Origin of the sequence: Streptomyces sp. NPDC085460 (assembly GCF_044541975.1) — a bacterium.
Taxonomy (GTDB): domain Bacteria; phylum Actinomycetota; class Actinomycetes; order Streptomycetales; family Streptomycetaceae; genus Streptomyces.
The window spans coordinates 190,469-216,651 of the sequence record NZ_JBITTO010000009.1 but is presented as its reverse complement, the minus strand read 5'-3'; the positions used below and the strand labels follow the sequence as shown (position 1 = coordinate 216,651).

23 protein-coding genes and 5 tRNA genes are annotated in these 26,183 nt (G+C 74.0%); 19 read left to right on the top strand and 9 right to left on the bottom strand.

The window, feature by feature from the left end; genetic code table 11:
- Positions 1 to 146 precede the first annotated feature (146 nt).
- From argH to ACIGHB_RS24415, 3 genes are all read left to right on the top strand, one after another.
- Positions 147 to 1,574, top strand: coding sequence for an argininosuccinate lyase (gene argH, locus ACIGHB_RS24425; protein WP_388872739.1), 1,428 nt, complete (start codon positions 147 to 149; stop codon positions 1,572 to 1,574).
- Between the two features lie 183 nt (positions 1,575 to 1,757).
- Entirely contained in the window at positions 1,758 to 2,309 is a 552-nt protein-coding gene (locus ACIGHB_RS24420) for a helix-turn-helix domain-containing protein (protein WP_360315458.1), read from the top strand.
- Positions 2,306 to 3,850 (top strand): MFS transporter, encoded by a 1,545-nt coding sequence (locus ACIGHB_RS24415; RefSeq protein ID WP_360315457.1) that lies wholly within the window; start codon positions 2,306 to 2,308, stop codon positions 3,848 to 3,850. Before ACIGHB_RS24420 ends, ACIGHB_RS24415 begins: the two co-directional genes overlap by 4 nt.
- 102 nt (positions 3,851 to 3,952) lie before the next feature.
- Here ACIGHB_RS24415 and ACIGHB_RS24410 read toward each other — a convergent pair whose 3' ends face one another.
- Positions 3,953 to 4,627 carry a lysophospholipid acyltransferase family protein gene (locus ACIGHB_RS24410; protein WP_360315455.1) on the bottom strand — a complete coding sequence of 225 codons (675 nt, stop codon included), beginning with the start codon at positions 4,625 to 4,627 and terminating at the stop codon, positions 3,953 to 3,955.
- 224 nt (positions 4,628 to 4,851) lie between these two features.
- Here ACIGHB_RS24410 and ACIGHB_RS24405 point away from each other — a divergent pair, with 224 nt between their 5' ends.
- From ACIGHB_RS24405 to ACIGHB_RS24395, 3 genes are all read left to right on the top strand, one after another.
- Complete coding sequence (locus tag ACIGHB_RS24405; protein WP_399915856.1) at positions 4,852 to 6,048, top strand: glycerophosphodiester phosphodiesterase; 1,197 nt, start codon at positions 4,852 to 4,854, stop codon at positions 6,046 to 6,048.
- A gap of 108 nt (positions 6,049 to 6,156) precedes the next feature.
- Complete coding sequence (locus ACIGHB_RS24400; protein WP_360315451.1) at positions 6,157 to 6,699, top strand: sigma-70 family RNA polymerase sigma factor; 543 nt, start codon at positions 6,157 to 6,159, stop codon at positions 6,697 to 6,699.
- Between the two features lie 25 nt (positions 6,700 to 6,724).
- Positions 6,725 to 7,204, top strand: a complete 480-nt coding sequence (locus tag ACIGHB_RS24395; RefSeq protein WP_399915854.1) for a GNAT family N-acetyltransferase — start codon at positions 6,725 to 6,727, stop codon at positions 7,202 to 7,204.
- Positions 7,205 to 7,217: 13 nt separating this feature from the next.
- Here the strand turns inward: ACIGHB_RS24395 and ACIGHB_RS24390 are convergent, their stop codons facing one another.
- The gene (locus tag ACIGHB_RS24390; protein WP_399915852.1) at positions 7,218 to 7,643 is read right to left on the bottom strand and encodes a hypothetical protein; all 426 of its coding nucleotides are present in this window, start codon (positions 7,641 to 7,643) and stop codon (positions 7,218 to 7,220) included.
- Positions 7,644 to 7,645: 2 nt separating this feature from the next.
- On the bottom strand, positions 7,646 to 8,008 hold the full coding sequence (locus tag ACIGHB_RS24385) for a hypothetical protein (RefSeq protein ID WP_030493535.1): 363 nt from the start codon (positions 8,006 to 8,008) through the stop codon (positions 7,646 to 7,648).
- Between the two features lie 553 nt (positions 8,009 to 8,561).
- Here ACIGHB_RS24385 and ACIGHB_RS24380 point away from each other — a divergent pair.
- The 8 genes from ACIGHB_RS24380 (at position 8,562) to ACIGHB_RS24345 (ending at position 19,752) form a co-directional block, all read left to right on the top strand.
- Entirely contained in the window at positions 8,562 to 9,632 is a 1,071-nt protein-coding gene (locus tag ACIGHB_RS24380) for an ATP-binding cassette domain-containing protein (protein ID WP_360315445.1), read from the top strand.
- A complete protein-coding gene (locus tag ACIGHB_RS24375) occupies positions 9,629 to 10,297 on the top strand; it encodes a methionine ABC transporter permease (protein WP_360315443.1) in 669 nt (222 codons plus the stop codon). Before ACIGHB_RS24380 ends, ACIGHB_RS24375 begins: the two co-directional genes overlap by 4 nt.
- An 80-nt stretch (positions 10,298 to 10,377) precedes the next feature.
- Positions 10,378 to 11,229 carry a MetQ/NlpA family ABC transporter substrate-binding protein gene (locus ACIGHB_RS24370; RefSeq protein WP_399915849.1) on the top strand — a complete coding sequence of 284 codons (852 nt, stop codon included), beginning with the start codon at positions 10,378 to 10,380 and terminating at the stop codon, positions 11,227 to 11,229.
- A 165-nt stretch (positions 11,230 to 11,394) separates the two neighbouring features.
- A complete protein-coding gene (locus ACIGHB_RS24365; protein WP_360315439.1) occupies positions 11,395 to 12,030 on the top strand; it encodes a GNAT family N-acetyltransferase in 636 nt (211 codons plus the stop codon).
- A gap of 73 nt (positions 12,031 to 12,103) precedes the next feature.
- Positions 12,104 to 13,327 (top strand): precorrin-6y C5,15-methyltransferase (decarboxylating) subunit CbiE, encoded by a 1,224-nt coding sequence (gene cbiE / locus ACIGHB_RS24360; RefSeq protein WP_399915846.1) that lies wholly within the window; start codon positions 12,104 to 12,106, stop codon positions 13,325 to 13,327.
- A gap of 312 nt (positions 13,328 to 13,639) precedes the next feature.
- Entirely contained in the window at positions 13,640 to 17,320 is a 3,681-nt protein-coding gene (gene cobT, locus ACIGHB_RS24355) for a nicotinate-nucleotide--dimethylbenzimidazole phosphoribosyltransferase (protein ID WP_399915845.1), read from the top strand.
- A gap of 290 nt (positions 17,321 to 17,610) precedes the next feature.
- A complete protein-coding gene (cobA, locus tag ACIGHB_RS24350; protein ID WP_391081689.1) occupies positions 17,611 to 18,843 on the top strand; it encodes a uroporphyrinogen-III C-methyltransferase in 1,233 nt (410 codons plus the stop codon).
- Positions 18,844 to 18,933: 90 nt separating this feature from the next.
- Complete coding sequence (locus ACIGHB_RS24345) at positions 18,934 to 19,752, top strand: RNA methyltransferase (protein WP_360315431.1); 819 nt, start codon at positions 18,934 to 18,936, stop codon at positions 19,750 to 19,752.
- Positions 19,753 to 19,828: 76 nt separating this feature from the next.
- On the opposite strand, the gene ACIGHB_RS24340 is transcribed toward ACIGHB_RS24345, so the two are convergent.
- Positions 19,829 to 21,004 (bottom strand): serine/threonine-protein kinase, encoded by a 1,176-nt coding sequence (locus tag ACIGHB_RS24340; RefSeq protein ID WP_360315429.1) that lies wholly within the window; start codon positions 21,002 to 21,004, stop codon positions 19,829 to 19,831.
- A 509-nt stretch (positions 21,005 to 21,513) separates the two neighbouring features.
- Between ACIGHB_RS24340 and ACIGHB_RS24335 the strand changes: the two genes are divergently transcribed.
- The 3 genes from ACIGHB_RS24335 to ACIGHB_RS24325 all read left to right on the top strand — a co-directional run bounded on the left by ACIGHB_RS24335 (position 21,514) and on the right by ACIGHB_RS24325 (position 23,444).
- Positions 21,514 to 21,681, top strand: coding sequence for a hypothetical protein (locus ACIGHB_RS24335; protein ID WP_031005464.1), 168 nt, complete (start codon positions 21,514 to 21,516; stop codon positions 21,679 to 21,681).
- A 361-nt stretch (positions 21,682 to 22,042) separates the two neighbouring features.
- Positions 22,043 to 23,125 carry a phosphotransferase gene (locus ACIGHB_RS24330; protein WP_399915841.1) on the top strand — a complete coding sequence of 361 codons (1,083 nt, stop codon included), beginning with the start codon at positions 22,043 to 22,045 and terminating at the stop codon, positions 23,123 to 23,125.
- A gap of 46 nt (positions 23,126 to 23,171) precedes the next feature.
- A complete protein-coding gene (locus tag ACIGHB_RS24325; protein WP_360315425.1) occupies positions 23,172 to 23,444 on the top strand; it encodes a zf-TFIIB domain-containing protein in 273 nt (90 codons plus the stop codon).
- Positions 23,445 to 23,556: 112 nt separating this feature from the next.
- Here the strand turns inward: ACIGHB_RS24325 and ACIGHB_RS24320 are convergent.
- From ACIGHB_RS24320 to ACIGHB_RS24300, 5 genes are all read right to left on the bottom strand, one after another.
- A tRNA-Val gene (locus ACIGHB_RS24320) sits at positions 23,557 to 23,628 on the bottom strand.
- Between the two features lie 27 nt (positions 23,629 to 23,655).
- A tRNA-Val gene (locus tag ACIGHB_RS24315) sits at positions 23,656 to 23,730 on the bottom strand.
- Between the two features lie 33 nt (positions 23,731 to 23,763).
- Positions 23,764 to 23,835: transfer RNA gene (locus tag ACIGHB_RS24310), tRNA-Val, on the bottom strand.
- A 1-nt stretch (position 23,836) separates the two neighbouring features.
- Positions 23,837 to 23,910 (bottom strand) — tRNA-Cys (locus ACIGHB_RS24305).
- 39 nt (positions 23,911 to 23,949) lie between these two features.
- Positions 23,950 to 24,022: transfer RNA gene (locus tag ACIGHB_RS24300), tRNA-Gly, on the bottom strand.
- Between the two features lie 231 nt (positions 24,023 to 24,253).
- Here ACIGHB_RS24300 and ACIGHB_RS24295 point away from each other — a divergent pair.
- Positions 24,254 to 25,336 carry a chorismate-binding protein gene (locus tag ACIGHB_RS24295; RefSeq protein ID WP_399915839.1) on the top strand — a complete coding sequence of 361 codons (1,083 nt, stop codon included), beginning with the start codon at positions 24,254 to 24,256 and terminating at the stop codon, positions 25,334 to 25,336.
- Complete coding sequence (locus tag ACIGHB_RS24290) at positions 25,333 to 26,163, top strand: aminotransferase class IV (protein WP_399915837.1); 831 nt, start codon at positions 25,333 to 25,335, stop codon at positions 26,161 to 26,163. The genes ACIGHB_RS24295 and ACIGHB_RS24290 overlap by 4 nt, the downstream gene beginning before the upstream one ends.
- Positions 26,164 to 26,183 lie beyond the last annotated feature (20 nt).

The following is a 26,183-nucleotide window of genomic DNA, read 5'->3' as shown; positions in this document are numbered from 1 at the left end:
CCGGATTTCCTGGTCGCCGTGTCCTCGCCGTGCGGGAGACGTTGTCCCCGCGCGGGTGGTGCGGGGATCCGATTGACGAATCATGCGGAGTTCTGCATACTCATGCATCAGCGTTCCGGTTTCATCAAGGCGAGGAGCAACCAGAAGTGAGCAGCAACAACGGTGACGTCCGGCTCTGGGGCGGCCGCTTCGCCGACGGTCCGGCCGAGGCCCTCGCGAAGCTCTCCGCCTCGGTCCACTTCGACTGGCGCCTCGCCCCCTACGACATCGCCGGATCCCGGGCCCACGCGCGCGTGCTCCACAAGGCGGGACTGCTCACCGAGGACGAGCTGACCCGGATGCTAGCCGGTCTGGACCAGCTGGAGGCGGACGTCGCCGACGGCTCCTTCGTCGGCACCATCGCCGACGAGGACGTCCACACCGCCCTGGAGCGCGGCCTCCTGGAGCGCCTGGGTGCCGAGCTCGGCGGCAAGCTGCGGGCCGGCCGGTCCCGCAACGACCAGGTCGCCACCCTCTTCCGGATGTACCTCCGGGACCACGCCCGGATCATCGGCGGGCTCGTCGCCGACCTCCAGGACGCGCTCGTCGGCCTCGCCGAGGCGCACCCGGACGTCGCCATGCCCGGCCGGACCCACCTCCAGCACGCCCAGCCGGTGCTCTTCGCCCACCATGTGCTCGCCCACGCCCAGTCCCTCTCCCGGGACGCCGAGCGGCTGCGCCAGTGGGACACCCGGACGGCGGTCTCCCCGTACGGCTCCGGCGCCCTCGCCGGCTCCTCCCTCGGGCTCGACCCGGAGGCGGTCGCCAAGGACCTCGGCTTCGAGCGCGGCTCGTCCGGCAACTCGATCGACGGCACGGCCTCCCGTGACTTCGTCGCCGAGTTCGCCTTCATCACCGCGATGATCGGCGTCAACCTCTCCCGGATCGCCGAGGAGATCATCATCTGGAACACGAAGGAGTTCTCCTTCGTCACCCTCCACGACGCCTTCTCCACCGGCTCGTCGATCATGCCGCAGAAGAAGAACCCGGACATCGCCGAGCTCGCCCGGGGCAAGTCCGGCCGCCTCATCGGCAACCTGTCCGGCCTGATGGCCACCCTCAAGGCGCTGCCGCTCGCCTACAACCGCGACCTCCAGGAGGACAAGGAGCCGGTCTTCGACTCCTGCGACCAGCTGGAGGTCCTGCTCCCCGCCTTCACCGGCATGATGGCCACGCTCACCGTCAACCGGGAGCGCATGGAGGAGCTGGCCCCGGCCGGGTTCTCGCTCGCCACCGACATCGCCGAGTGGCTGGTCAGGCAGGGTGTGCCCTTCCGCGTCGCCCACGAGGTCGCCGGCGAGTGCGTGAAGGTCGCCGAGTCCGAGGGCAAGGAGCTGGACGAGCTGACGGACGAGCAGTTCGCCAAGATCTCCGAGCACCTCACCCCCGAGGTCCGGACGGTCCTCGACGTCCCCGGCGCCCTCGCCTCCCGCAACGGCCGCGGCGGCACCGCGCCCTCCGCCGTCGCCGTCCAGCTCGTCGAGGTCAAGGCGGACCTGGTCGTCCAGCACGCCTGGGCGGACGCCAAGAAGTAACCGAGAGGTAGCCGAGAGGCAGCCGAGGAGCGGCCAGGAAGTAGCCGCCCCCTCCCCGTCCCGTCTCCCGGAAGGCCCCGCAAGGGGCCTTCCGGCGTTTCGCGTGCCCGCGGGCCGATGGGTTGCCGGGTTGCCAGAGTCCCGCATGAGACAAAGATGTCTCACTTGGTGTATGGTCGTCTCATGTCAGTCGATCGTGCCCAGGTACTCCGCGCCGCCGCCGCCCTGCTCTCCCGCAAGGCGACCGCCACCATGGACGAGGTCGCGCGGGCCGCGGGCATCGGGCGGGCGACCCTGCACCGGCACTTCGCCGGCCGGGACACGCTCGTGCGGGCCCTCGAAGAACTGTGCATCGAGGAGGCCGAGGCCGCGCTCGACGCGGCCCGGATCGAGGAGGGCCCCGCCGACGAGGCGGTCCGCCGCCTCGTCACCGCCTCCCAGCCCGCCGCCCCGCTGCTCGCCTTCCTCGTCACCGAGAACCAGCTGTTCGAGGGCGAGGGGCAGAACGAGGGCTGGTCCCGGCTCGACGCCCGGCTCGTCGACCTCTTCCGGCGCGGCCAGGAGGAGGGCACCTTCCGGATCGACCTGACACCCGCCTGGCTCTGCGAGGCGTTCTACGGGCTGATCGGCTCGGGCGCATGGGCCGTCGCCGACGGGCGGGTCGCCGCCAACGACTTTTCTTACATGATCGCCGAGCTGCTGCTCGGCGGAGCGCGCAGGAGCGTGGAGAAGTGATCACCGAAACCGTTCAGCACGAGAGCCATATCGAGGGCGTGCGCCGTCCCGGCCGGTGGCTCGCCCTCGCCGCGCTCGTCCTGGCCGTGCTGCTCGTGGCCGTGGACGCCACCGTGCTCGGCCTGGCGACCCCGTTCCTCTCCGAGGACCTGAAGCCCTCCGGCAGCCAGCTGCTCTGGATCGGCGACGTCTACTCCTTCGTCATCGCCGGTCTGCTGGTCTCCATGGGCAGCCTCGGCGACCGCATCGGCCGCAAGAAGCTGCTCCTGATCGGTGCCGTCGCCTTCGGCGCCGTCTCGGTCCTGAACGCCTACGCGACCAGCCCCGAGATGATGATCGCCGCCCGCGCCCTGCTCGGTGTCGCCGGCGCGACCCTGATGCCCTCCACCCTGGCCCTCATCCGGAACCTCTTCCACGACCCGCGCGAGCGCAGCCTCGCCATCGGCATCTGGGGCGCCATGGCCTCGGCCGGTGCCGCCGTCGGCCCGGTCGTCGGAGGCTTCCTCCTGGAGCACTTCTGGTGGGGCTCGGTCTTCCTCATCAACCTGCCCGTCATGGCCGTCCTGGTCCTCGTCGGCGTCAAGTTCATCCCGGAGTCGAAGAACCCGAACCCGGGCCCGTGGGACCTGCCCAGCGTCGGCCTCTCCCTGGTCGGCATGATCGGCGTCGTCTACGCCGTCAAGGAACTGGCCTCGCACGGCCTCACCCTCGACGTGGCCGTCGCCGTGCTCGTCGGCGCGGGCGGCCTCACCTGGTTCGTCCGCCGTCAGCTCACCCTGCCGGCCCCGCTCCTGGACATGCGCCTGTTCCGCAACCGCGGCTTCTCCGGCGCCGTCCTCGCCGACCTGCTGACCATCCTCGGCCTCGCCGGGCTGGTGTTCTTCCTGTCCCAGTTCTTCCAGCTGGTCCAGGGCCGGGCACCGCTGGAGGCCGGACTCGCCGAACTGCCCGCCGCCATCGGCTCGGTGACGGCCGGTCTGCTCGCCGGCCGGTTCGCCCGCCGGTTCTCGGTCCGCTCGGCCGTCGCCGGCGGTCTCGCCGCCATCGGTCTGGCCCTCGCGGTCCTGACCGTGATCGGCCGGTCCACCGGCTACCCGCTGCTCGGCGCGAGCCTGCTCGTCGTCGGCGTCGGCGCCGGACTCGCCTTCACCGTCACCGCCGACGTGATCCTCTCCAGCGTCCCCAAGGAGCAGGCCGGATCCGCGTCCGCCGTCTCCGAGACGGCGTACGAGCTCGGCGCCGCACTCGGCATCGCCGTCCTCGGCTCCATCGTGACCGGCGTCTACCGGGGCTTCACCGTCCCGGCCGGAGTCCCGTCCGACGTCGCCGCCGCGGCCCACGACTCGCTCGGCGGCGCGGTCGAGGCGTCCGGGGCCCTCGACCCCGCCCGCGCGGAAGCGCTCGTGACGGCCGCCCAGGACGCCTTCGTCGAGGGCCTGCGGATCGCCGCGGGCGTCGGCGCCGCCGTCCTCCTCGCGACCGCCGTGGCCGCCTGGTTCCTCCTCAGGAACCAGAAGCTCGCGGACCACGTGGAGCACTGACCCCACGCACGAGGGCGCCCCCGGAACGACTCCGGGGGCGCCCTTCGCGCGTACGGCGGGACGCCCGGCGCCCGGCCGAGACCGCGTACGGCCGACCGGCCCCTACGCGGCTTCCTTCGCCTTCGTGGCGTACATGTCCACGTACTCCTGGCCCGAGAGCCGCATGACCTCCGCCATCACCGAGTCCGTCACCGCCCGGAGCACGTACCGGTCGCGGTCCATGCCCTCGTACCGGGAGAACTCCAGCGGCTCGCCGAAGCGGACCGTCACCTGGGCCGGGCGCGGGAAGCCCGCACCGCTCGGCTGCGCCTTGTCCGTGCCGATCACCGCGAACGGCACCACCGGCGCGCCGGTCATCAGCGTCAGCCGGGCCACGCCCGTACGGCCCCGGTAGAGCCGGCCGTCGGGGGAGCGGGTGCCCTCCGGGTAGATCGAGAAGATCTTCCCCTCCTCCAGCACCCGGCGGCCCGTCATCAGCGCCGCGACACCGCCCCGGCCGCCGTCCCGGTCCACCGGGATCATGCCGACGCTGGTGAAGAACCAGGCCATCAGCCGGCCCTTCAGGCCCTTGCCCTTCACGTACTCGTCCTTGCCGATGAAGTACACCGGGCGGTCCAGGCAGATCGGCATGATCATCGAGTCGATGAAGGTGAGGTGGTTGCCCGCGAGGATCACCGGACCGGTCCCGGGGACGTTCTCGGCTCCCTCGACGCGAGGGCGGAACATCAGGCGCAGGACCGGACCGAGAGTGGCCTTGACGATCGCGAGACGGGACAACGGTTCCTCCGGTGTCGGGCGGGCGGCTCGGGGGAGCCGACGGTGCAGCACGCGACGATACTCGCGGGTCACGGCCCCGCGCACATCGGGTTCACCGAACGGATACACGGTGTTGACGCGTGTTTCCGCCATGTTCGGCCCAGGTCCGCCGCCCGTAGGGGATCGGCGCCTAGCGTCGGGACCACCCCGATGACAGGTGCGGGACAACACACAGGAGGACCTCCATGACCCAGGGCGCACCCCGGACCCCGGCCCGCCGCACGGTACTCGGAGCGGCCGGCGCCGCCGCGTTCGGCGCCGCCTCCGGCCTCGCCGCCGGCGCGGGCACCGCCCAGGCTGCCGAGACGGCCGAGACCGCAGACCCGCGGGGCCGGGGCGCCGGACGGGGCCACGGACGCGGCTACCGCTCGCTCCCCGTCCCGACCGTCATCGCCCACCGCGGCGCCAGCGGCTACCGCCCCGAGCACACCCTCGGCTCCTACGCGCACGCCCTGGACCTCGGCGCCCACGTCATCGAGCAGGACCTCGTCCCCACCAAGGACGGCCACCTGGTCTGCCGGCACGAGAACGACATCACCGGCACCACCGACGTCGCCGACCACCCCGAGTTCGCCTCCCGCAGGACCACCAAGTCGGTGGACGGCGTCTCGTACACCGGCTGGTTCGCCGAGGACTTCACCCTCGCCGAGCTGAAGACCCTCCGCGCCAAGGAGTGCATCCCCGGCACCCGCCAGGAGAACACCCTGTACGACGGCCGCTGGACCGTCCCCACCTTCGAGGAGGTCCTGCGCTGGGCCGACGAGGAGGGCCGCCGCCGGGGCCGCGAGATCTGGCTCCACGTCGAGACCAAGCACCCCTCGTACTTCCGCTCGATCGGCCTCGGCCTGGAGGAGCGCCTGGCCAGGCTGCTCCGCCGCTACGGCCGCCACCGCGCCCACTCCGCCGTCTTCCTCCAGTCCTTCGAGCCCAGCAGCGTCCAGCGCCTGTCGAAGCTGGTCGACTCCCCGCTCGTCGTCCTGCTCTCCGGCGCGGCCACCCGCCCCTGGGACTTCGTCGAGGCCGGCGACCCGCGCACCGTCGCCGACCTCGTCACCCCCGCCGGGCTCCGCTGGATCGCCTCGTACGCCCAGGGCATCGGCCCGACCCTCGACCTGGTGATCCCCAAGGACGCGGCCGGCCGGCTCGGCGCCCCGACCACCCTGGTGCGGGACGCCCACGCGCGGGGCCTGATCCTCCACCCGTACACCCAGCGCAACGAGAACACCTTCCTGCCGGCCGACTTCCGCAGGGGCACCGACCCGGCCGCCTACGGCGACGCCTTCGGCGCGCTGAAGCGGTACTTCGAGACCGGCATCGACGGCGTGTTCTCCGACAACCCCGACACCGCCCTGCTGGCGGCGGCGGACTTCCGCGACCGCTGACCCGGGCGTACGGCGCCGACCGGGCCACCCGGTCGGCCGCGTACGCCGACCGGGTGGTTCCCCGCCCGGAGCGCAACCGCGCCCCCGCGCCGCCGCATCGTGGCGGGCATGACCTCCCCGGAAACCCTCCTCGCCACCCTCACCCCGCTGCTCGCCGCCGAGTCCCGGGCCGAGGCCGCGGCCGCCGGGGTCGACCCCGCCGACCTCGAACAGGCCGTCTGGCTGCGGCTCCTGGAACGGCTGCGCGCCGACGACGTCCCCGAACGCCCCGCCGACTGGCTCCGCCGGGCCGTCCGCGCCGAGGCCCGCCGCGCCCGCCGCACCAGCGGCCGGGAACGCCCGTACCACGAGGAGACGCCGCACGGCCCGGAGCCGGACCACGGCTCTCCGGAGGGCTCCGCCCTCACCGCCGAACGCCGCCGCACCCTCCGCGCCGCCGTCACCCGCACCCCCGGCCGCTGCCCCCGCCTCCTGAACGCGATGCTCGACCCGGCGGACCCCACCTACCGGGAAATCGCAGGAACGTTGGGTATCTCACAAGGCAGTCTGGGGCCGATGCGTTCCCGTTGCCTGGGATGCCTGCGCAGAATGCTCGCGGCGGAGGTTCCCGCGTCCGGCCGAAGGGGAAGGGTGCGGGGTACCGATCGGTGACCAGATGAGCGGGAGGCATGCGCACATGGGCCTGAGTGTGACCATCTCGGCGGCGGACGCGCGCGACGCGGAGCAGATCCTGAAGCTGCAGTACCTCTGCTACCAGAGCGAGGCCGAGCTCTACGGCGACTGGTCCATCGAGCCGCTCACCCAGACGCTCGACGCCGTCCGCGCCGAGCTGGCGGAGGGATACGGCCTGGTGGCCCGGCTCGGCGACGAGGTGATCGCCTCCGTCCGCGCCCGTACCGACGAGGACGGCACCGCGCACATCGCCAAGCTCATCGTCCACCCGCGCATGCGCCGCCACGGCATCGGCGGCCGGCTCCTCGACGCCATCGAGCGCCACCCCGCCGCGACGGGCGCCGCCCCCAAGCGCTTCCAGCTCTTCACCGGCCACCGCAGCGAGGGCAACCTCCGCCTGTACCGCGCCAAGGGCTACGCCCAGGTCGACGCCCGCGAACTCGGCCCCCGGCTCACCCTGGTCACCCTGGAGAAGGCCGCCTGAGGCCGCCCGGCCCTCAGGCGGTACGCGACCGGCGCAGCCACCAGATGCCGCTCAGCGGCAGCAGCACCGGGATGAAGACGTAGCCGTAGCCGAACTCCGACCACACCGTGGAGTCCGGGAAGGCCGACGGCTCCACCAGCGTCCACGTCCCCACCACCAGCACGCCCGCGAGCTCGGCGGCGCAGCACACCAGCGCCGCCCTGCGGGCCGTCTCCCCGCCGCGCACCAGCGTGTACGTGATGAAGACGTAGACGACCGCCGCGACCGCCGAGAGCGTGTACGCGAGCGGCGCCTCGTCGAACTTGGCGCTGATCTCGTACACCGAGCGCGAGGCCGCGCCCACCGACATCACGCCGTACAGCCACAGCAGCAGCATGCCCGGGCCCTTGACGAGCCGGGTCCGCGCGCCCGTCTCCGTCCGCTCCGTCGTCCCCGCCATGGTCAGCCCACCGTCCAGATGTCGAAGAGACGCACTTCGAGGACCGCGAGCACGACCGCGCCCGCCGCGACCGTCGCCGAACCCCAGCGGGTCCGCTCGGCCAGCGACATGAAGCCGGCGATCGGCACCGCGCACAGCGCGCCGAGCAGATAGGCGACGAAGATCGTCGTGCCCTCCTCGGCCTTCTCGCCGCGGACCAGCTGCACGATGCCGACGATCAGCTGGACCAGGACCAGGAAGGTCACCACGGCCATGCCGATGAAGTGCCAGTCCTTGGTCGGCTGGTCCCGGTAGGCGGCGAAGCCGCACCAGGCGGCGAGGGCGAGCGCGGCCACCGAAACCGCGATCGTGAGGGCGTCAAGCATGCGCCCGAGGGTATTACGGCCCGAATGGCCCGATGCGCTCGCCCCCGCCACGACCCGCCCCCGCCGTACCGCGAGCCCGTGGCCTTGGCCACATTCGCCGTGCGCGGGCCCTCCTCCCGCGCCTCCCCGCGGCCCCCTTACGCCCCAGGCCGCACGGGGCGGACGCCGTCCCCGCACCGTCCGCCCAGCGTCTCAGTCCCGTCCGGAATGCGGACACCGGACTTCCGTTCGCGACTGCGCATGCTTTACTTGCAGCCATGACCACGACGAGCAGCCGCACCCTTGCGACCGAGGCGAAGACCACGCCCGGTGCTCGTTGTATGTGTCGAATGTGCGCCTTCTGAGGGCCCCCGCCTGAGCCTCGCGCCCCGAAGCGAGACCCGACGGCCGAGCCGTTCCGCCCGCCCCACCGGCGCCGGACCGTGCCTGCCCCGCGCACTCCGCCACCCCGGCCTGCCGCCGGAGCGGCCCCCGTGCGCCTGACTGTCCGACAGACGAATGCCCCGTGCACGGCGGACCCACGCGTCGCGCACTCGACAGTGACGGAAACCCTGTGATCACCACTTCGGGCCTGACCAAGGTCTACGAGTCACGCGGCCGCCAGGTCACCGCCCTGGACGGCGTCGACCTCCACGTCCGCGAGGGCGAGGTCTTCGGCGTGATCGGCCAGAGCGGCGCCGGCAAGTCCTCCCTGATCCGCTGCGTCAACCTCCTGGAGCGCCCCACCTCCGGCACGGTGACCGTCGACGGCGTCGACCTCACCGCCCTCGCCGGCAAGGGCCGCCGCGCCGGCAAGGACCTCCGCCGCGCCCGCAGCCGCATCGGCATGGTCTTCCAGCACTTCAACCTGCTGTCCTCGCGCACCGTCAAGGACAACATCGAGCTCCCCCTGGAGATCCTGGGCGTCCCGGCCGCCGAACGCTCCCGCCGCGCCCTCGAACTCCTCGACCTCGTCGGCCTCGCCGACAAGGCGAAGAACTACCCCGGCCAGCTCTCCGGCGGCCAGAAGCAGCGCGTCGGCATCGCCCGCGCCCTCGCCGGCGAACCCAAGGTCCTCCTCTCCGACGAGGCCACCAGCGCCCTCGACCCGGAGACCACCCGCTCCATCCTCCAGCTCCTGCGCGACCTCAACCGGCAGCTCGGCCTCACCGTCCTGCTCATCACGCACGAGATGGACGTCGTCAAGACCATCTGCGACTCCGCCGCCCTCATGCAGAAGGGCCGGATCGTCGAGTCCGGCACCGTCAGCGAACTCCTCGCCACCCCCGGCTCCCAGCTCGCCGCCGAACTCTTCCCGGTCAGCGGACAGGCGGGCGGCCCGGACCGCACCGTCGTCGACGTCACCTTCCACGGCGAGGCCGCCACCCAGCCGGTGATCTCCCAGCTCTCCCGCACGTACAACATCGACATCTCCATCCTCGGAGCCGCGATGGACACCGTCGGCGGGAAGCAGATCGGCCGCATGCGGATCGAACTGCCCGGACCGTACGAGGAGAACGTCGTCCCGGTCGGCTTCCTGCGCGAGCAGGGCCTCCAGGTCGAACGCGTCGAAGACCCGCGGGACGACACCGCGCCCGCGGTGCCCGCCCAGCAGCACGTGCTCGTGAAGGAGAGTGCCCAGTGACCTGGGAAGAGATGCGCCCCCTGCTCGAACAGGGCACGGTCGACACCCTCTACATGGTCCTGTGGGCCACCGTCGTCACCATCGTCGGCGGCCTCCCGCTCGGCATCCTCCTCGTCCTCACCGACAAGGGCGGACTCCTCCAGAACCGGCCCGTCAACAAGGTCGTCGGTGCGATCGTGAACATCGGCCGCTCGCTGCCGTTCATCATCCTGCTGATCGCCCTGATCCCCTTCACGACCTTCGTCGTCGGCACCTTCATCGGCCCCACCGCGATGATCGTGCCGCTCGCCATCGGCGCCATCCCCTTCTTCGCGCGCCTCGTCGAGACCGCGATCCGCGAGGTCGACCACGGCCTCGTCGAAGCCGTCCAGTCCATGGGCGGCGGCATCCCGACCATCGTCCGCAAGGTGCTGCTCCCGCAGGCCCTGCCCTCGCTCGTCGCCGCCGTCACCACCACCGTCATCGTGCTCATCGGCTACTCCGCGATGGCCGGCGCGGTCGGCGGCGAGGGACTCGGCTCCAAGGCCGTCACCTACGGATACCAGCGCTTCGACACCACCTTCATGCTCGTCACCGTCGTCGTCCTGGTCGCGATCGTCACGATCGTCCAGCTCGTCGGCGACGGCGTCGTACGGCTCCTCGCCCGCCGGGGCCGCACCGCCTGACGGCACCGCAGACCACCACCGGAAAAAGCCAGGACTTGTTGTCCAGGCGTCCACCGCTCCACATGAAAGAGGCACTCTTCGTGCGTAAGAACATCAAGCTCACCGCCGGCTTCGCGTCCGTCACCGCCCTCGCCCTCGGCCTCACCGCCTGCGGCACCGCCTCGGACCCGGCCTCCGCCAAGGACGGCGCCTCCGCCGACAAGCCGCTCGTCGTCGCCGCGTCCCCGACGCCGCACGCCGACATCCTCAAGTTCGTCCAGGACAACCTGGCCGCCAAGGAGGGCCTGAAGCTGGAGGTGAAGGAGTTCACCGACTACGTCCTGCCGAACACCGCCACCCAGTCCGGCCAGGTCGACGCCAACTTCTTCCAGCACAAGCCGTACCTCGACGACTTCAACAAGAAGAACAAGACGACCATCGTCCCCGTCGTGAACGTCCACCTGGAGCCGCTCGGCCTCTACTCCAAGAACCTGAAGTCGGTGAAGGACATCAAGGCCGGCCAGACCGTCGCCGTCCCCAACGACACCACCAACGAGGGCCGCGCGCTCCACCTCCTCGCCGAGAACGGCCTCATCACCCTCAAGGACGGCGTCGGCACCGACGCCAAGCTGTCCGACATCACCGACAAGAAGGGCCTGGAGTTCAAGGAGCTGGAGGCGGCCACCGTCCCCCGCGCCCTGAACGACGTCGACGCCGCCGTCATCAACGGCAACTACGCGATCGAGGCCGACCTCTCCCCGGCGAAGGACGCCCTGGTCCTGGAGAAGGCCGAGGGCAACCCGTACGCCAACTTCCTCGCCGTCAAGGAGGGCAACGAGAAGGACGCCCGCGTGCAGAAGCTCGTGAAGCTCCTCAACTCGCCCGAGGTGAAGAAGTACATCGAGGACACCTACAAGGGCTCCGTCATCCCCGCGTTCGGCGCCGCCAAGTAAGGCCACCGGTACAGTCCTTGAGCGGAAGGCCCCGCCCGCCCCGTCCGGCGCGCGGGGCCTTCCGCACGCCCGCCGCAGGTCCGACCCGGCCATGCGCACCGCGCGTGCCATGCTGCATGCTGTGCGTTCACGGTCTCAACGGACGGTCTCGGTACGGAGCTGCGCATGACTACCACCTTTCCGGACATCTCCATCAGCACGGACCGGCTGGTGCTGCGCGCGCTCGAAGAGGCCGACGTCCCCGCCTTCGTCGAGATGATGAACGACGAACTCGTCACCGCCTGGACCACCGTCCCGCACCCCTACACCCGCGCCCACGCGGAGGACTGGATCCGCGCGGCCGCCCCGGCGGAGCGCACCGAGGGCCGCGGCATCGTCCTCGCCGTCACCGAGTTCCTCACCCAGCGCCTCGTCGGCACCGTCCACCTCCACGACACCGACTGGCGCGTCCGCGCCACCGAGGTCGCCTACGTCACCGCCCCCTGGGCCCGCGGCGAGGGCTACGCCACCGAGTCCGTCCTCGCCGTCGCCCAGTGGCTGTTCCGCGACCGCGGCTTCGAACGCCTCCAGCTGCGCACCGCCGCCGACAACACCGCCTCCCAGCAGGTCGCCCAGAAGATCGGCTGCATCAGCGAGGGCGTCCTGCGCAACGCCTGGATAGCGCGCAGCCTCACCGAGAGCGGCGAGTGGACCGACATCCGCACCGACCTCATCGTGTGGAGCCTCCTCCCCGAGGACCTCGACGGCGTCGCCGACCAGCTGGCCGACGCCGGATACTCCTCGTACACGGACTGGGGCTGAGCCCCGGACGCACCGGCCCGGGGTACGCTCGGCACGCTTCCGACCTGCGACGACACAACAGGAGACAGACGCGATGGCCGACCGGGTCACGGTGATCGGCTGGGACGGCTCGCCCCTCACCGCGGCGGCCCGGTCCGCGCTCTCGGCCGCCACCCTGGTGGCCGGCGCCGCCCACCACCTGGCACTCCCCGAGGTGCCCCCCGGCGCCGAGCGCGTCCGGCTCGGCAGCGTCGGACTCGCCGCCCGCCGCATCGCGGGACACCGCGGCACCGCCGTCGTCCTCGCCGACGGCGACCCCGGATTCTTCGGCGTGGTCCGCACCCTGCGCGCCCCCGAGCACGGCCTGGAGGTCGAGGTCGTCCCCGCCGTCTCCTCGGTCGCCGCCGCCTTCGCCCGGGCCGGCATGCCCTGGGACGACGCCCGCGTCGTCGTCGCCCACCAGCGCACCCTGCGCCGCGCCGTCAACGTCTGCCGCGCCCACCCCAAGGTCGCCGTCCTCACCTCCCCGGGCGCGGGCCCCGCCGAGCTCGCCCTCCTCCTCGACGGCGTCCACCGCACCTTCGTCGTCTGCGAGGAGCTGGGCACCACCCGCGAACAGGTCTCCGTCCTCACCTCCGACAAGGCCGCCGACCACACCTGGCGCGACCCCAACGTCGTCCTCGTCATCGGAGGCGCCGGAGGCACCGGCGCCTCCGCCGCCCCCTGGCTGATGGGCCACGACCCGGGCGCCGCGTCCGTCCGGGGCTGGGCCGAGCTGAGCGGTGAGTACGACTCCGACGGGCGGCCCGACATCGCCCAGGACCCCACGCTGCGCGCCGTCCAGCTCGCCCGTCTCGGCCCCCGGTCCGGCGACCTCGTCTGGGACGTCGGCAGCTCCGGCGGGGCCTTCGCCGTCGAGGCCGCCCGGTTCGGCGCCGCCGTCCTCGCGATCGACGCGAACCCCGCCGCCCAGACCGTCGCCGAGGCCGCCGCCCGCCGCCACGGCGTCCTCCTCCAGACCGTGACCGGCCGCGCCCCGCACGTCCTGGAGAGCCTCCCCGAACCCGACGTCGTACGGATCGGGGCCGGCGGCGTCCCCGTCGTCACCGCCTGCGCCGACCGCCGCCCCGAACGCATCGCCGCCCACGCCACCACCCGCGACGAGGCCGAGGCGATCGGCTCCGCCCTCACCGCCGGCGGCTACGCCGTCGAGACCGTGCTCCTGCAGACCGTCGGCCTCGATCCCGCCGACTGGACCGAGCGCGAACGCTCCGTCGTCTTCCTGCTCACCGGCCGCCGGACCACCGGCGCCCCGTGACCCGCCCGCCCGGCGGGGCAGGTAGGCTGGCCGATTGTTGTACCGCACGGGGCGTTCGGCGTGTTGTTCGTCAATGTCCTGAAACGACGAGCGTCTTGACCTGTTCCCGACGGTCACCGCCGTGCGGCACACCGGGGGGACCGCGCGACGTGGCGCAGTCCACAGCGCACCGTGGCGGATCCGCCTGCCACGATGGCCGCGGGCCGCGACAATGTGTGGGTGTCGGCGCGCCTCCGTGCCGCGCGGCGCACGCGCTCGTTCTCGTTGACGGGCGCAGCTCTGAACGAACACAACGATGGGCGAGGGGTACGCATGACGGACACCGGCCAGGTCCCGGGCGAGGGACTGCCGGAGAACGCAGGCATGGTCGAGCAGCCGGGCATCCCCGCTCCGGGCGCGTACACCTACCTGGACCCCTCCGGCCCGCTTCCCGGGCAGCTCCCCGAGGACGACGACATGCTCCTGATGCCGGGCGCCCAGGGCGCCTGGAGCGAGCAGGCCCCGGGCACCGTGCCCGCCCCGCCGATCGCCGTCCCCGCCCCGCCCGCGGTCCCCGCGCAGGGCGCCGCCGAGGGCATGGACCCCGGCGCCGTGCCGCAGGCCGCCCCGCTGGGCGACCCGCTCACCGACCCGCTGCCGGACCCCCTCACCGGCCCGCTCCCCGACGGCCTCGTCCTCGCCGACCAGCTGACCGCCCCGGCCGCCCCGCCGCAGGGCGCGCAGCTCGCCCCGCAGCCCCCGCAGGCCACCCCGGCGCACGGTGTTCCCCTCGCCCCGCAGGAGCCCGTCGCCCCCGCCCACGGCTACGAGCCCGGCATCCTCGACACCGGCGCCCACGAGGCCGCCGGCCGCGACTCCGGCTCCGTGGACCTCGGCGGCGTCCGCGTGCCCCCGCCCGCCGCGCCGTCCCGCCGCCCGCTCCACATGGGCCCGCCGGTCCCGGACGCCGCCACCGGCGGTGTCGTCCGCTCGCTCGCCGACCGTGGCCCGGCCGCCCCCGCGCCCGCCGCGCAGCCGGTCCCGGCGCCCGCCCCGGAGCCCCTGGTCGCCACCGGTCCCGCGCCCGTGCCGGTACGCACCCCCGGGCCGCCCACCACCGGCCCCGAGTACTTCGAGATCGCGCAGGACCAGCAGACGGCCCCGCAGGGCGCCGAGCCGTGGACCGCGCAGCCGCAGGAGCCCCTGGCGCCCGCCGAGGCCCCGGCAGAAACGGTCGTTCCGCAGAGCGGCCAGTTCGTGCAGGTCGAGGGTTCGGTCCCGACCGCCGAGCAGCCGGCCCCGACGCCCACCCCGGCGGCCGGGACCCCGGTCGTCGAGCCGGAGCCCGCCGGGGCCGAGGCCGCCGCGCCCCAGGCCCCCGAGGTCCTCGTCCCCGCGCCCCGCGAGGGCGAGCCCGCCGCCGAGGCGGCGCCGGTCCCGGCGGAGCCCCAGGAGCCGGTGGCCGAGGCCCCCGAGCCGTCCGCGCCCGAGCCCGCGCCCGCCGACAGCGCGGCTCCGGAGGCAGGCGCGCCCGCCGAGGCGCCCGTGCCCGTGGCCGAGCAGCCGGCCGAGCCCCCTCAGCCGGAGGCCCAGGTCCCGGCGGAGCCCCAGGAGCCGGCGGCCGAGACCCCCGAGACCCCCGAGCCGCCCGCGCCCGCCGACGTACCGGCCGAAACGGCCGTGGAGCCGGAGACGGAGCCGGAGACGGCGGCGGTGGCGGAGCCGGAGGCCCCGATGGCCGAGGCGCCCGTGGAGCAGCAGCCCGCCGCGGAGCCCGTGCCCCCCGCCGACGCCGCCGCCGAGCAGCCCGCCGCGCCGGCCCAGGCCGAGGAGCCGCAGCTCCCCGCGGAGGAGCCGGTCCCGGCAGAGGAGCCGGTCGCTGTAGAGGAGCCGGTCGCCGCCGCCGAGGCGCAGGCGCCCGAGCAGCCCGTCACGCCCGCGCCCGCGCCCGTCCCGGCGGTGGAGGCCCCGGCCGAGCCCGCCGTCGAGCCCACCGCCGAGCCGGTCGTCGCCGAGCCCACCGCCGAGCCGGTCGTGGCCGAGGCCGCCACGGAGCCCGTCGCCGAGCTCGTCGCGCAGGAGTCCACCGAGCCCGTCGCGCAGGAGTCGACCGCGCCCGCCCCCGCCGAGGCGTTCGCCGACGCCGCCGCCGAGGTGCCCGCCGAGGCACCCGTCGTCGCCGTGGCGGACGAGATCCCGGTCGTCGCCGAGGACGCCGCCGACGAGCCCGCCGAGGTGTCCGCCCAGGAGCCGTCCGAAGAGGCTCCGGACGCCGAGCCCCGCCCCGCCGCCCCCGGCTACGACGACGCCGAGCGCGAGGCCGTGCTCCGCGTGATGCGCGAGCGCCGCGACATCCGCAACGGCTTCCGCTCCGACCCCATCCCGCACGAGGTGCTGCTCCGCGTCCTGGAGGCCGCCCACACGGCCCCCAGCGTCGGCCACTCGCAGCCCTGGGACTTCGTCGTCATCCGCTCCGCCGAGACCCGGCAGACCATGCACGAACTGGCCCAGCGCCAGCGCGAGGCGTACGCCAAGTCGCTGCCGAAGGCCCGGGCGAAGCAGTTCAAGGAACTGAAGATCGAGGCCATCCTCGACACCCCGGTCAACATCGTGGTGACCGCCGACCCCACCCGGGGCGGGCGCCACACCCTCGGCCGCTACACGCAGCCGCAGATGGCCCCGTACTCCTCGGCCCTCGCCGTCGAGAACCTCTGGCTCGCCGCCCGCGCCGAGGGCCTCGGCGTCGGCTGGGTCAGCTTCTTCGACGAGCGCGAGATGGTCCGCGCCCTCGGCCTCCCCGACCACCTGGAGGTCGTCGCGTACCTCTGCGTCGGGTACGTCGACGAGTTCCCGGACGAGCCCGAGCTGATGCAGGCCGGCTGGTCCAAGCGCCGCCCGCTCGCCTGGGTCGTCCACGAGGAGACGTACGGCCGCCGCGCCCTGCCCGGCGAGGAGCCGCACGACCTGCTCCAGGAGACCGTCGCCTCCATCCGCCCGCTGGACGCCAAGGCGCTCGGCGAGGCGTGGGAGCGGCAGAAGCGGATGACCAAGCCGGCCGGCGCGCTCGGCATGCTGGAGATCATCTCCGCGCAGCTCTGCGGCCTCTCCCGGGCCTGCCCGCCGCCGATCCCGGAGCCCGCCGCCGTCGCGATCTTCGCCGGCGACCACGGCGTCCACGCCCAGGGCGTCACGCCCTGGCCGCAGGAGGTCACCGGCCAGATGGTGGCCAACTTCCTCGGCGGGGGAGCGGTCTGCAACGCCTTCGCCAACCAGGTCGGCGCCGAGGTCTGCGTCATCGACGTGGGCGTCGCCACCGAGCTGCCCGCCACCCCGGGGCTGCTGCCCCGCAAGGTGCGCGCCGGCTCCGGCGACTTCACCACCGGCCTCGCGATGACCCGCGAGGAGACGATCGCCGCCCTGGAGGTCGGCATCGAGACCGCCCGCGACCTGGTCGCGGCCGGCAACAAGGCGCTCCTCACCGGCGAGATGGGCATCGCGAACACCACCGCGTCCGCCGCCCTCATCTCCGTCTTCACCGGCGTCGACCCGGCCGAGGTCACCGGCCGGGGCACCGGCATCAACGACGAGACCCACGCCCGCAAGGTCGACGTGGTCCGCCGCGCCCTCGACCTGCACAAGCCGGACCCGCGGGACCCGATCGGCGTCCTGTCGCAGATCGGCGGCCTGGAGCACGCGGCCCTCGTCGGCTTCATCCTGGGCGCCGCCTCGCTGCGCACCCCGGTGATCCTCGACGGCGTCTCCACCGGCGCGGCCGCCCTGGTCGCCCGCGCCATCGCCCCCGAGTCGCTGGCCGCCTGCATCGCGGGCCACCGCAGCGCCGAGCCCGGCCACGTCGCCGCGCTCAACAAGCTGGGCCTGCGCCCGCTGGTCGACCTCGACCTCCGCCTCGGCGAGGGCACCGGAGCCCTGCTCGCCCTGCCGCTGGTGCAGAGCGCGGCCCGCGCGATGCACGAGGTCGCGACCTTCGACTCCGCGGGCGTCACGGAGAAGTAGCCGCCGTCACGGCCCCGGCACCGCCGCCCCTCCCCGGGGAGGCGGCGCCGGGGCCGAGCCGTGCCCCGGGCCCCCGGCGCCGGACAGGCCGGTCGGCCGGACCCCGGGGTGGGCAGGGCGGCCGGGCCGACCCACCCCGGCACGTCCTTCCGGCCCTGGCCGGAGGGACCAGGGTCACACGGTGCCCACCCCCGGTCACCGATATCGTGGTGCCCGGGCCGTACGCCCGCCCACCAGCCGCTTCACCGCCGCAGCGGCCCCGCAAGCCCCTTCTGAGGAGCCGCCCGCACATGGCCGATCACGTCGAGCACCCCGCCTACCCCGTCGGCCTCCGCCTCGCCGGCCGGCGCGTCGTCGTCCTCGGCGGCGGCACGGTCGCCCAGCGCCGCCTCCCGGCCCTCATCGCGGCCGGCGCCGACATCGTCCTGATCTCCCCGTCCGCCACCCCCTCCGTGGAGGCCATGGCCGAGACCGGCGAGATCACCTGGGTCCGCCGCCGGTACGAGGACGGCGACCTGGCCGACGCCTGGTACGCGCTCGTCGCCACCACCGACCCGGCCGCCAACGCCGCCGCCTCCGCCGAGGCCGAGCGCCGCCGCGTGTGGTGCGTCCGCTCCGACGACGCCGAGGCCGCCACCGCCTGGACACCGGCCACCGGCCGCGGCGACGGCGTCACCGTCGCCGTCCTCACCGGCCACGACCCGCGCCGCTCGGCCGCCGTCCGGGACGCGATCCTGGAGGGCCTGCGCGACGGCTCCCTCGCCGCCCCCGCCCAGCGCGCCCGCGCCCCCTTCGTCGCCCTCGTCGGCGGCGGCCCCGGGGACCCGGACCTCATCACGGTCCGGGGCCGCCGGCTGCTCGCCGCCGCCGACGTCGTCATCGCCGACCGGCTCGGCCCCCGCGACCTCCTGGACGAGCTGCCGCCGCACGTCGAGGTGATCGACGCGGCGAAGATCCCGTACGGCCGCTTCATGGCCCAGGAGGCCATCAACAACGCGCTGATCGAGCACGCCAAGGCCGGGAAGTCCGTGGTCCGCCTCAAGGGCGGCGACCCGTTCGTCTTCGGCCGGGGCATGGAGGAGGCGCAGGCGCTCGCCGCGGAGGGCATCGCCTGCACCGTCGTGCCCGGCATCTCCAGCTCGATCTCGGTGCCCGGCGCCGCCGGCATCCCCGTCACCCACCGCGGTGTCGCCCACGAGTTCACCGTGGTCAGCGGCCACGTCGCCCCCGACGACCCGCGCTCGCTCGTCGACTGGGCCTCGCTGGCCAAGCTGACCGGCACCCTGGTGATCCTCATGGGCGTCGACAAGATAGGGAAGATCGCCGAGGCGCTCGTCGCCCACGGCAAGTCCCCCGACACCCCGCTCGCCCTCGTCCAGGAGGGCACCACCGCCGCCCAGCGCCGGGTGGACGCCACCCTCGCCACCGTCGCCGACGTGGTGAAGGCCGAGGACGTCCGTCCCCCCGCCGTCATCGTCATCGGCCCCGTGGTCGCGGAGGGCCCCGGCAAGCTCACCCGCTGACACCCACCGAACGAGCGCGGTGACGGGCGGCGGCGACCGCCGTCCGTCCCGCGCATTGGCACCACACCCCGGACAAGGCAGTATCACCCCGTGGCCGAACTCATCACGATCACCGACCCCGACGACCCCCGCCTGAGCGACTACACCGGCCTGACCGACGTCGAGCTGCGCCGCCGCCGCGAACCCGCCGAGGGCCTGTTCATCGCCGAGGGCGAGAAGGTCATCCGCCGTGCCAAGCAGGCCGGTTACGAGATGCGGTCGATGCTGCTCTCCGCCAAGTGGGTCGACGTCATGCGCGACGTCATCGACGAGGTGCCCGCCCCGGTGTACGCGATCCAGCCCGACCTCGCCGAACGCGTCACCGGCTACCACGTGCACCGCGGCGCCCTCGCCTCCATGCAGCGCAAGCCGCTCCCGGACGCCGCCGGACTCCTCGCCGGCGCCCGCCGGGTCGCGGTCATGGAGTCGGTCAACGACCACACCAACATCGGCGCCATCTTCCGCAGCGCCGCGGCCCTCGGCATGGACGCCGTCCTGCTCTCCCCGGACTGCGCCGACCCCCTCTACCGCCGCTCGGTGAAGGTCTCCATGGGCGCCGTCTTCTCCGTCCCGTACGCCCGCCTGGACACCTGGCCGCGCGGTCTGGAGGCGGTGCGGGAGGCGGGCTTCAAGCTCCTCGCCCTCACCCCGGCGGAGAAGGCCACCTCGATGGACGAGGCCGCCCCCCACAAGCTCGACCGGGTCGCCCTGATGCTCGGCGCGGAGGGTGAGGGACTGTCCACCCAGGCGCTGCGCGCGGCCGACGAATGGGTCCGCATCCCGATGGCCCATGGCGTCGACTCGCTCAACGTCGGCGCGGCGGCGGCCGTCGCCTTCTACGCGGTGACGGCGGGCCGCCCCGAGGCGTAGGGCGGGCCTTTCGGTTCAGGCCGGAGGGCCGGGCGGGCCCTTCGGTGCAGCCCTGAAGCAGCGGAGGGCCTCCGGTTCAGCCCTGGAGGGCCTGGGCGGCGGCGATGCCCAGGGCCACCAGCAGCGTCACCACCACGAAGACGACGAGCCGCTGGCGCAGCAGCCGCGGATTGGCCGGCCGGCGGCCGGTGGACGTCGTCCGGTTCCCGGGGCGGGTGCCGGGACGCGACTGCGGATTGCGGGAGCCGCCGCCGGTGCGGGCGGGCGCCGAGGGCCGCGAGGCCGGCCCGGTCCCGCGCCCCCGGGAGGCCGCGCGCTCCCCCTCCCGGCCCCGGGCGGTGTCCCGCTCCGTGTACCGCTCGGTCGGTCGCAGCGTGCCGCGCTCCTCCACCCGCTCGCGCGGGGCCGGCGGCCGGGCGGACGGCAGCCCCTGCGCCTCGCGGGCGGCGATCTCCTTGAGCCGCATCGACAGCTGGAGCGTGCTGGGCCGGTCCTCCGGGTCCTTCGCCAGACAGGCCCGGATCAGCGGCGCGAGCGCGTCGGGGACGCCCTGGAGCTGGGCCTCCTCGTGCACCACGCGGTAGAGCATCACCTCGGAACTGCCGTGTCCGAAGGGGGAGTCGCCCATCGAGGCGTACGCCAGGGTGGCGCCGAGCGAGAAGACGTCCGTCGCCGGGGTGACGGCCGCGCCCCGCACCTGCTCGGGCGCGAGGAAGCCCGGCGAGCCCACGGCGGTGCCGACGTGGGTGAGGGTGCTCGCGCCGGTGGCCCAGGCGATCCCGAAGTCGATGATGCGGGGGCCCTTGGGGGAGAGCAGGATGTTCGACGGCTTGAGGTCGCGGTGCACCACCCCGGCCTCGTGGACGGCGACCAGGCCCTCGGAGAGCGCGGCGCCGATCGACGCCACGTCGGCGGCCCGCAGCGGGCCCTCCTCGGCGACGCGGTCGTGCAGTGAGGGGCCGGGCACGTACTGGGTGGCGAACCAGGGCCGCTCGGCGTCGAGATCGGCGGCGACCAGCCGCGCGGTGCAGCCGCCCCTGATCCGCCGAGCCGCCGACACCTCACGGGCGAAGCGGGACCGGAACTCCTGGTCCTCGGCGAGATCGGGCCGGATCACCTTCAGGGCCACCCGCTGACCGCGCCGGTCGGAGCCGAGGTACACGACCCCCATCCCTCCGGCGCCCAGCCTGCGGTGGAGCCGGAACGCCCCGACGATCCGCGGGTCCTCGCGCCGGAGCCGCATCATCGCCATGTCCGTCCCCTCGTCCGTTCGACGTGGCACAGCTTACGTAGTGCCGCCCCCGCGCGCTCATAGGCCGCGCCCTCCCGCCCGCATCGATTGTCAGTGCTGAGGGGTAGGACACCCCAGCACAGCGCCGCACCCCTCCCTCAACACCCCTGTCCTTCCAGCCCACTTGACGGCTGCGGCCGGCGGCTCCGGGCCGCCCCGCGCCCGCCCGCGCGGCGGCCCTACACCCCTCCTTCCGCCCCGTCCGCCACCGCACGTGATCCACGTCACGGAGGCACCCCCTCAGGGAAGACCCTCACCCGTGTCCCCCCGTCTCCACCCAGGGGAGTACTCCAGGAGGAGCGGCGTCATCCTCCCGTAGGCCCGAAAGCCGGTACGCGGGCATGACGCCCCGGCCGCTCCCGCTCCCTAGTGTTGAGGTCATGCGGTGGGCGCGACTCTCGTCCCCCGAGGAAAACGCGCCCACCGCACCGGAATCCATCGCAGCGAACAGAGACCGACAGGAGAGGACCATGGCCTTCACGGCACACCGGTCGACCCCCCGCCCCGCGGGACGCCGTCACCCCCTGGTCGCCACCGCCATGGTCCTCCCTCTCGCGGCCCTGCTCGTGGTCGTCTTCGGCGGCTGGGAAGCGGTGGTCACACAGGCGTCGTCCGTGGGCGTGATGCTGGGGCGCTGAGCGGCGCCCCGGACCCGGGAGAGCGGCCCGGGTCGGGTACATCGGCCGACAGCCCCGTGGGGACGGGGGTGCGGCGGACGACAGCGCAGGGGCCGGTCGGCCGGGGAGCCGACCGGCCCCTCCGCGTACCCGCCCCGTCCCGCTCGCCGCGGCCCCTCCCGCCCTCCGCATACGCGGCCTCTCCCGCCCGCCGAGGTCCCTCCCGCCGTCCGCGTACGCGTCCCCTCCCGCCTGCCGCGCACCCGTCCCCCTCCGCCCGCCGCGCTTCCCTGAGCCGCGTACCCGCCCCGCCCTCCCCTCCGCCGCATACCCGCCCCTCCCTTCAGCCCGCCGCCCTCCGTTGGCCGCGTACGCTCGCCAGATGGACGCAGAGACCGCGCAGCAGACCTCCCGGCCGTCGGACGGTGACGTGCCGGGCGCGCTCGCCCGGATCGCCGGCGCCGTCGTGCACGACGGCGGAGCCTGCCGGTGCGATCCCGGGGAGATACGGGTCCTGGCGGACCGGGAGGACGGGACCGTCGTACGCCACGGCGGCCTTGTCGCCAAGGCGCACGCCCCCGGCGTCGCCGACGGCCCCCACGCGGCCCGGCTGGCCCTCGCCGCCCACCCGGACCTGGGCGGGATCCTCCTCCCGCCGGTCCCGGGCCCCCGCCGGGAGCGCGTCGCCGGACGACCGGTGACGGTCTGGCCGTACGGTCCTCCGGTCGACCCGGAGGATCCCGACGCGGCGCCCTGGGAGGAGGCCGCGCGCCTCCTCGCCCTGCTCCACCGCACCCCGCCGCCGCCCGGACCCGCCGGCCCGCTGCCCGCGATGCGCGCCCCCGAGAAGGCCGCCCTGGCCGTCGGCCGGATGCTCCGTACCGCCGGGCACCATCCGGCGGCGGCCACCGTCCTCGCGGCCTGGCACACCGTCACCGCCACCGACCCCACCGCCGTCCCCGCCCGCGAAACCGTCCCCGCCCGGGAAACCGTCCCCGCCCGGGAAACCGTCCCCGCCCGGGAATCCGCCCCCGCCCGGGAATCCGCCCCCGGAACCGGGGCCACGCGCGCGTACCTGTGCCACGGCGACTTCCATCTCGGCCAGCTCGTCCGGGACTTCCGCGGCGCGTGGCGCCTCATCGACGTCGACGACGCCGGACTCGGCGACCCCGCCTGGGACTTGGCCCGCCCCGCCGCCTGGTTCGCCGCCGGGCTGCTCCCGGCGGAGGTGTGGACGCGGTTCCTCGGCGCGTACGAGGCGGCGGGGGGCCCGGCCTGCGGAGCGGACCCGTGGGCGCGGCTCGACCTGCCGGCCAGGGCTCTGACGGTGCAGACGGCCGCCCTGGCGCTCGCCAAGTCCACGGGGGAGGGACGCGAACTCGACGAGGTGGAGGGCGTGATGATCGACACCTGTGCCAGGATCGCGCGGACCCGAACCGCTCCCTCCTCCGCCGCGTCCCCATAAAGTGAGGTCATCATTCGAACGGCAACGGCAGGGAGTTGAGCCGAGCATGCAGTGCCCCAAGTGTCACGCGGCGATGCACACGTACAACCGCAACGGCGTCCAGATCGAGCAGTGCAGCGGCTGCCGCGGGATCTTCCTCGACTACGGCGAGCTGGAGGCCCTGACCCGCCTGGAGTCCCAGTGGCAGGCCCCGCCCGCCCCGCCGGCCGCGTACCCGGCCCAGCCCGCCCCGGCCGCCCCCGCCTGGGGTGCCCCGCACGGCGGCCACCACGGCCACCACCGCCCGCGCGGCTTCGGCCGGATGCTGTTCTCCTCCTGAGCCCCGCCCCGGCCCCGGATCCGCACCGCGCGGATCCGGGGCCGCGGTGCGCGCATCGGCCCGCGGGCACGACGAAGCCCCGGCCGCAGTCGGCCGGGGCTTCGTCTTCCTGTGCGCGATACTGGGATTGAACCAGTGACCTCTTCCGTGTCAGGGAAGCGCTCTCCCGCTGAGCTAATCGCGCGGGACGCACCCGAGGGTGCGAGAGATGTGGTGCGCGATACTGGGATTGAACCAGTGACCTCTTCCGTGTCAGGGAAGCGCTCTCCCGCTGAGCTAATCGCGCGGGGATCCGAAGATCCAGGACCCGGGGGTCCAGTGGACGATACTGGGATTGAACCAGTGACCTCTTCCGTGTCAGGGAAGCGCTCTCCCGCTGAGCTAATCGTCCTTGGAGGTGGAGACGGGATTTGAACCCGTGTAGACGGCTTTGCAGGCCGTTGCCTCGCCTCTCGGCCACTCCACCAGGAGTGAATACGGGGGTTCGGGAAGATCCCCCACATCGAGCGGACGACGAGATTCGAACTCGCGACCCTCACCTTGGCAAGGTGATGCTCTACCAACTGAGCCACGTCCGCTTGTCGGTTCCGGCCCGCTTGCGCGTCCCGGCGACGTGTTGAACTCTAGCGGATTCCCGGGCCAGTACAAAAACGCGTTTCCGCAGCGTGCTGACCTGCACGCCCTTCGTGGCGCCCGGCCGAGCCGCGCGGAGGGTTCGCACGGCGTTCACCCGCCGTGTCCCCGGGGCGACGCGGAGCCCCTTCGCCCGGGGGACCCTGCTCCCGCCCGGGCCGACCTAGACTCGATCCGTGTACGACCTTGCCCCCCTGGCCCGCTTCGGCGGCCTCGTCGCGACCGACCTCCGGGATGTCACCCACGACCCCGAGGCGCTGGACTCCGCCGGCTTCTGGGCCGTCTGCGCCGACTTCGAGGGGCGGCTGACCTGCGCCCGCTTCGGTGACGTCCGCCGCGCCCCGGTGTCCGCCGCCACCCCAGGCGCCTGGTCAGGACCCCGTCCCGGTGACTGGACGTCGTCGCTCGACCGCGCCGCGTACACCCAGGGGGTACGGCGGATCCGCGAGCACATCGCGCGCGGCGAGGTCTACCAGGCGAACCTCTGCCGGGTGATGAGCGCGCCGCTGCCCGACCCGGCCGCCGCCGACGTGGACGCCCTGACCGCGCTGCTCGCGGCCGGCAACCCCGCCCCGTACGCCGGGACGATCCGGCTGCCCGCGCACGGCGTGGAGATAGCCACCGCCTCGCCCGAGCTGTACCTGCGGCGCGAGGGCGACCGGGTCTCCTCAGGCCCCATCAAGGGCACCGGCCGGACCGCCGCCGACCTCCTGCCCAAGGACCACGCCGAAAACGTGATGATCGTGGACCTGGTCCGCAACGACCTCGGCCGCGTCTGCGAGACCGGCTCCGTCGCCGTCCCCGCCCTCTGCGAGATCGAGGAGCACCCCGGCCTCGTCCACCTCGTCTCCACCGTCGGCGGTGTGCTGCGCGAGGACGCCGGCTGGCCGGAACTGCTCGCCGCCACCTTCCCGCCCGGCTCGGTGACCGGCGCCCCCAAGTCCAGCGCCCTGCGGATCATCGAGGCGCTGGAGACCGCGCCCCGCGGCCCGTACTGCGGCGGCGTCGGCTGGGTGGACGCCGACAGCGGCCACGGCGAGCTGGCCGTCGGCATCCGCACCTTCTGGATCGACCGCCCGCAGGGGCTCCTGCGCTTCGGCACCGGGGCCGGGATCACCTGGGGCTCCGATCCCGAGCGGGAGTGGGAGGAGACCGAGCTGAAGGCCGCCCGGCTGGTCGCGATAGCGTCGGGCGCCTACGAGTCGGGCGCCCCGGACGAGGACGTCCCTGGGGCGAGCGGAAAGGCCATCTCTCGATGAAACTGTGGGTCAACGGCGGGCTGTACGACGAGGAGGCCGCCCGGGTCTCCGTCCTGGACCACGGGCTGACCGTCGGCGACGGGGTCTTCGAGACCGTCAAGGCCGAACGCGGCGAAACCTTTGCCCTCACCCTGCACCTGGAGCGGCTCACCCGGTCCGCCCGCGGCCTCGGCCTGCCCGACCCGGACCTCGACGAGGTCCGCCGGGCGTGCGCCGCCGTCCTCGCGGCCAACCCGATGGAGCTCGGCCGGCTCCGCATCACCTACACCGGCGGCCTCTCCCCGCTCGGCTCGGAGCGCGGCGACGCCGGCGCCGGCCTGGTCGTCGCCGTCGGCGAGACCTCCCGCCGGCCCGACACCACCGCCGTGGTCACCGTCCCCTGGACCCGCAACGAGCGCGGCGCGCTCACGGGCCTGAAGACCACCTCGTACGCCGAGAACGTCGTCGCCCTCGCCCGGGCCAGGGAGCGGGGCGCCACCGAGGCCCTCTTCGGCAACACCGTCGGCCGGCTCTGCGAGGGCACCGGCTCCAACGTCTTCGTCGTGCTCGACGGCCGGATCCACACCCCGCCCGTCTCCTCCGGCTGCCTCGCGGGCATCACCCGCGCCCTCGCCGCGCAGTGGACGGGCGCGGTCGAGACCGATCTGCCGCTCGACGTGCTGGAGACCGCCGAGGAGATCTTCCTCACCTCCACCCTGCGCGACGTCCAGGCCGTCCACCGCGTGGACGGGCGCGAACTCGCCGCCGCCCCCGGCCCGGTCACCGCCAAGGCCATGCGGATCTTCGAGGAGCGGGCCGCCGCCGACCGGGACCCGAAGCTCGGGTAATCGGGATGACGGGGGTCTCC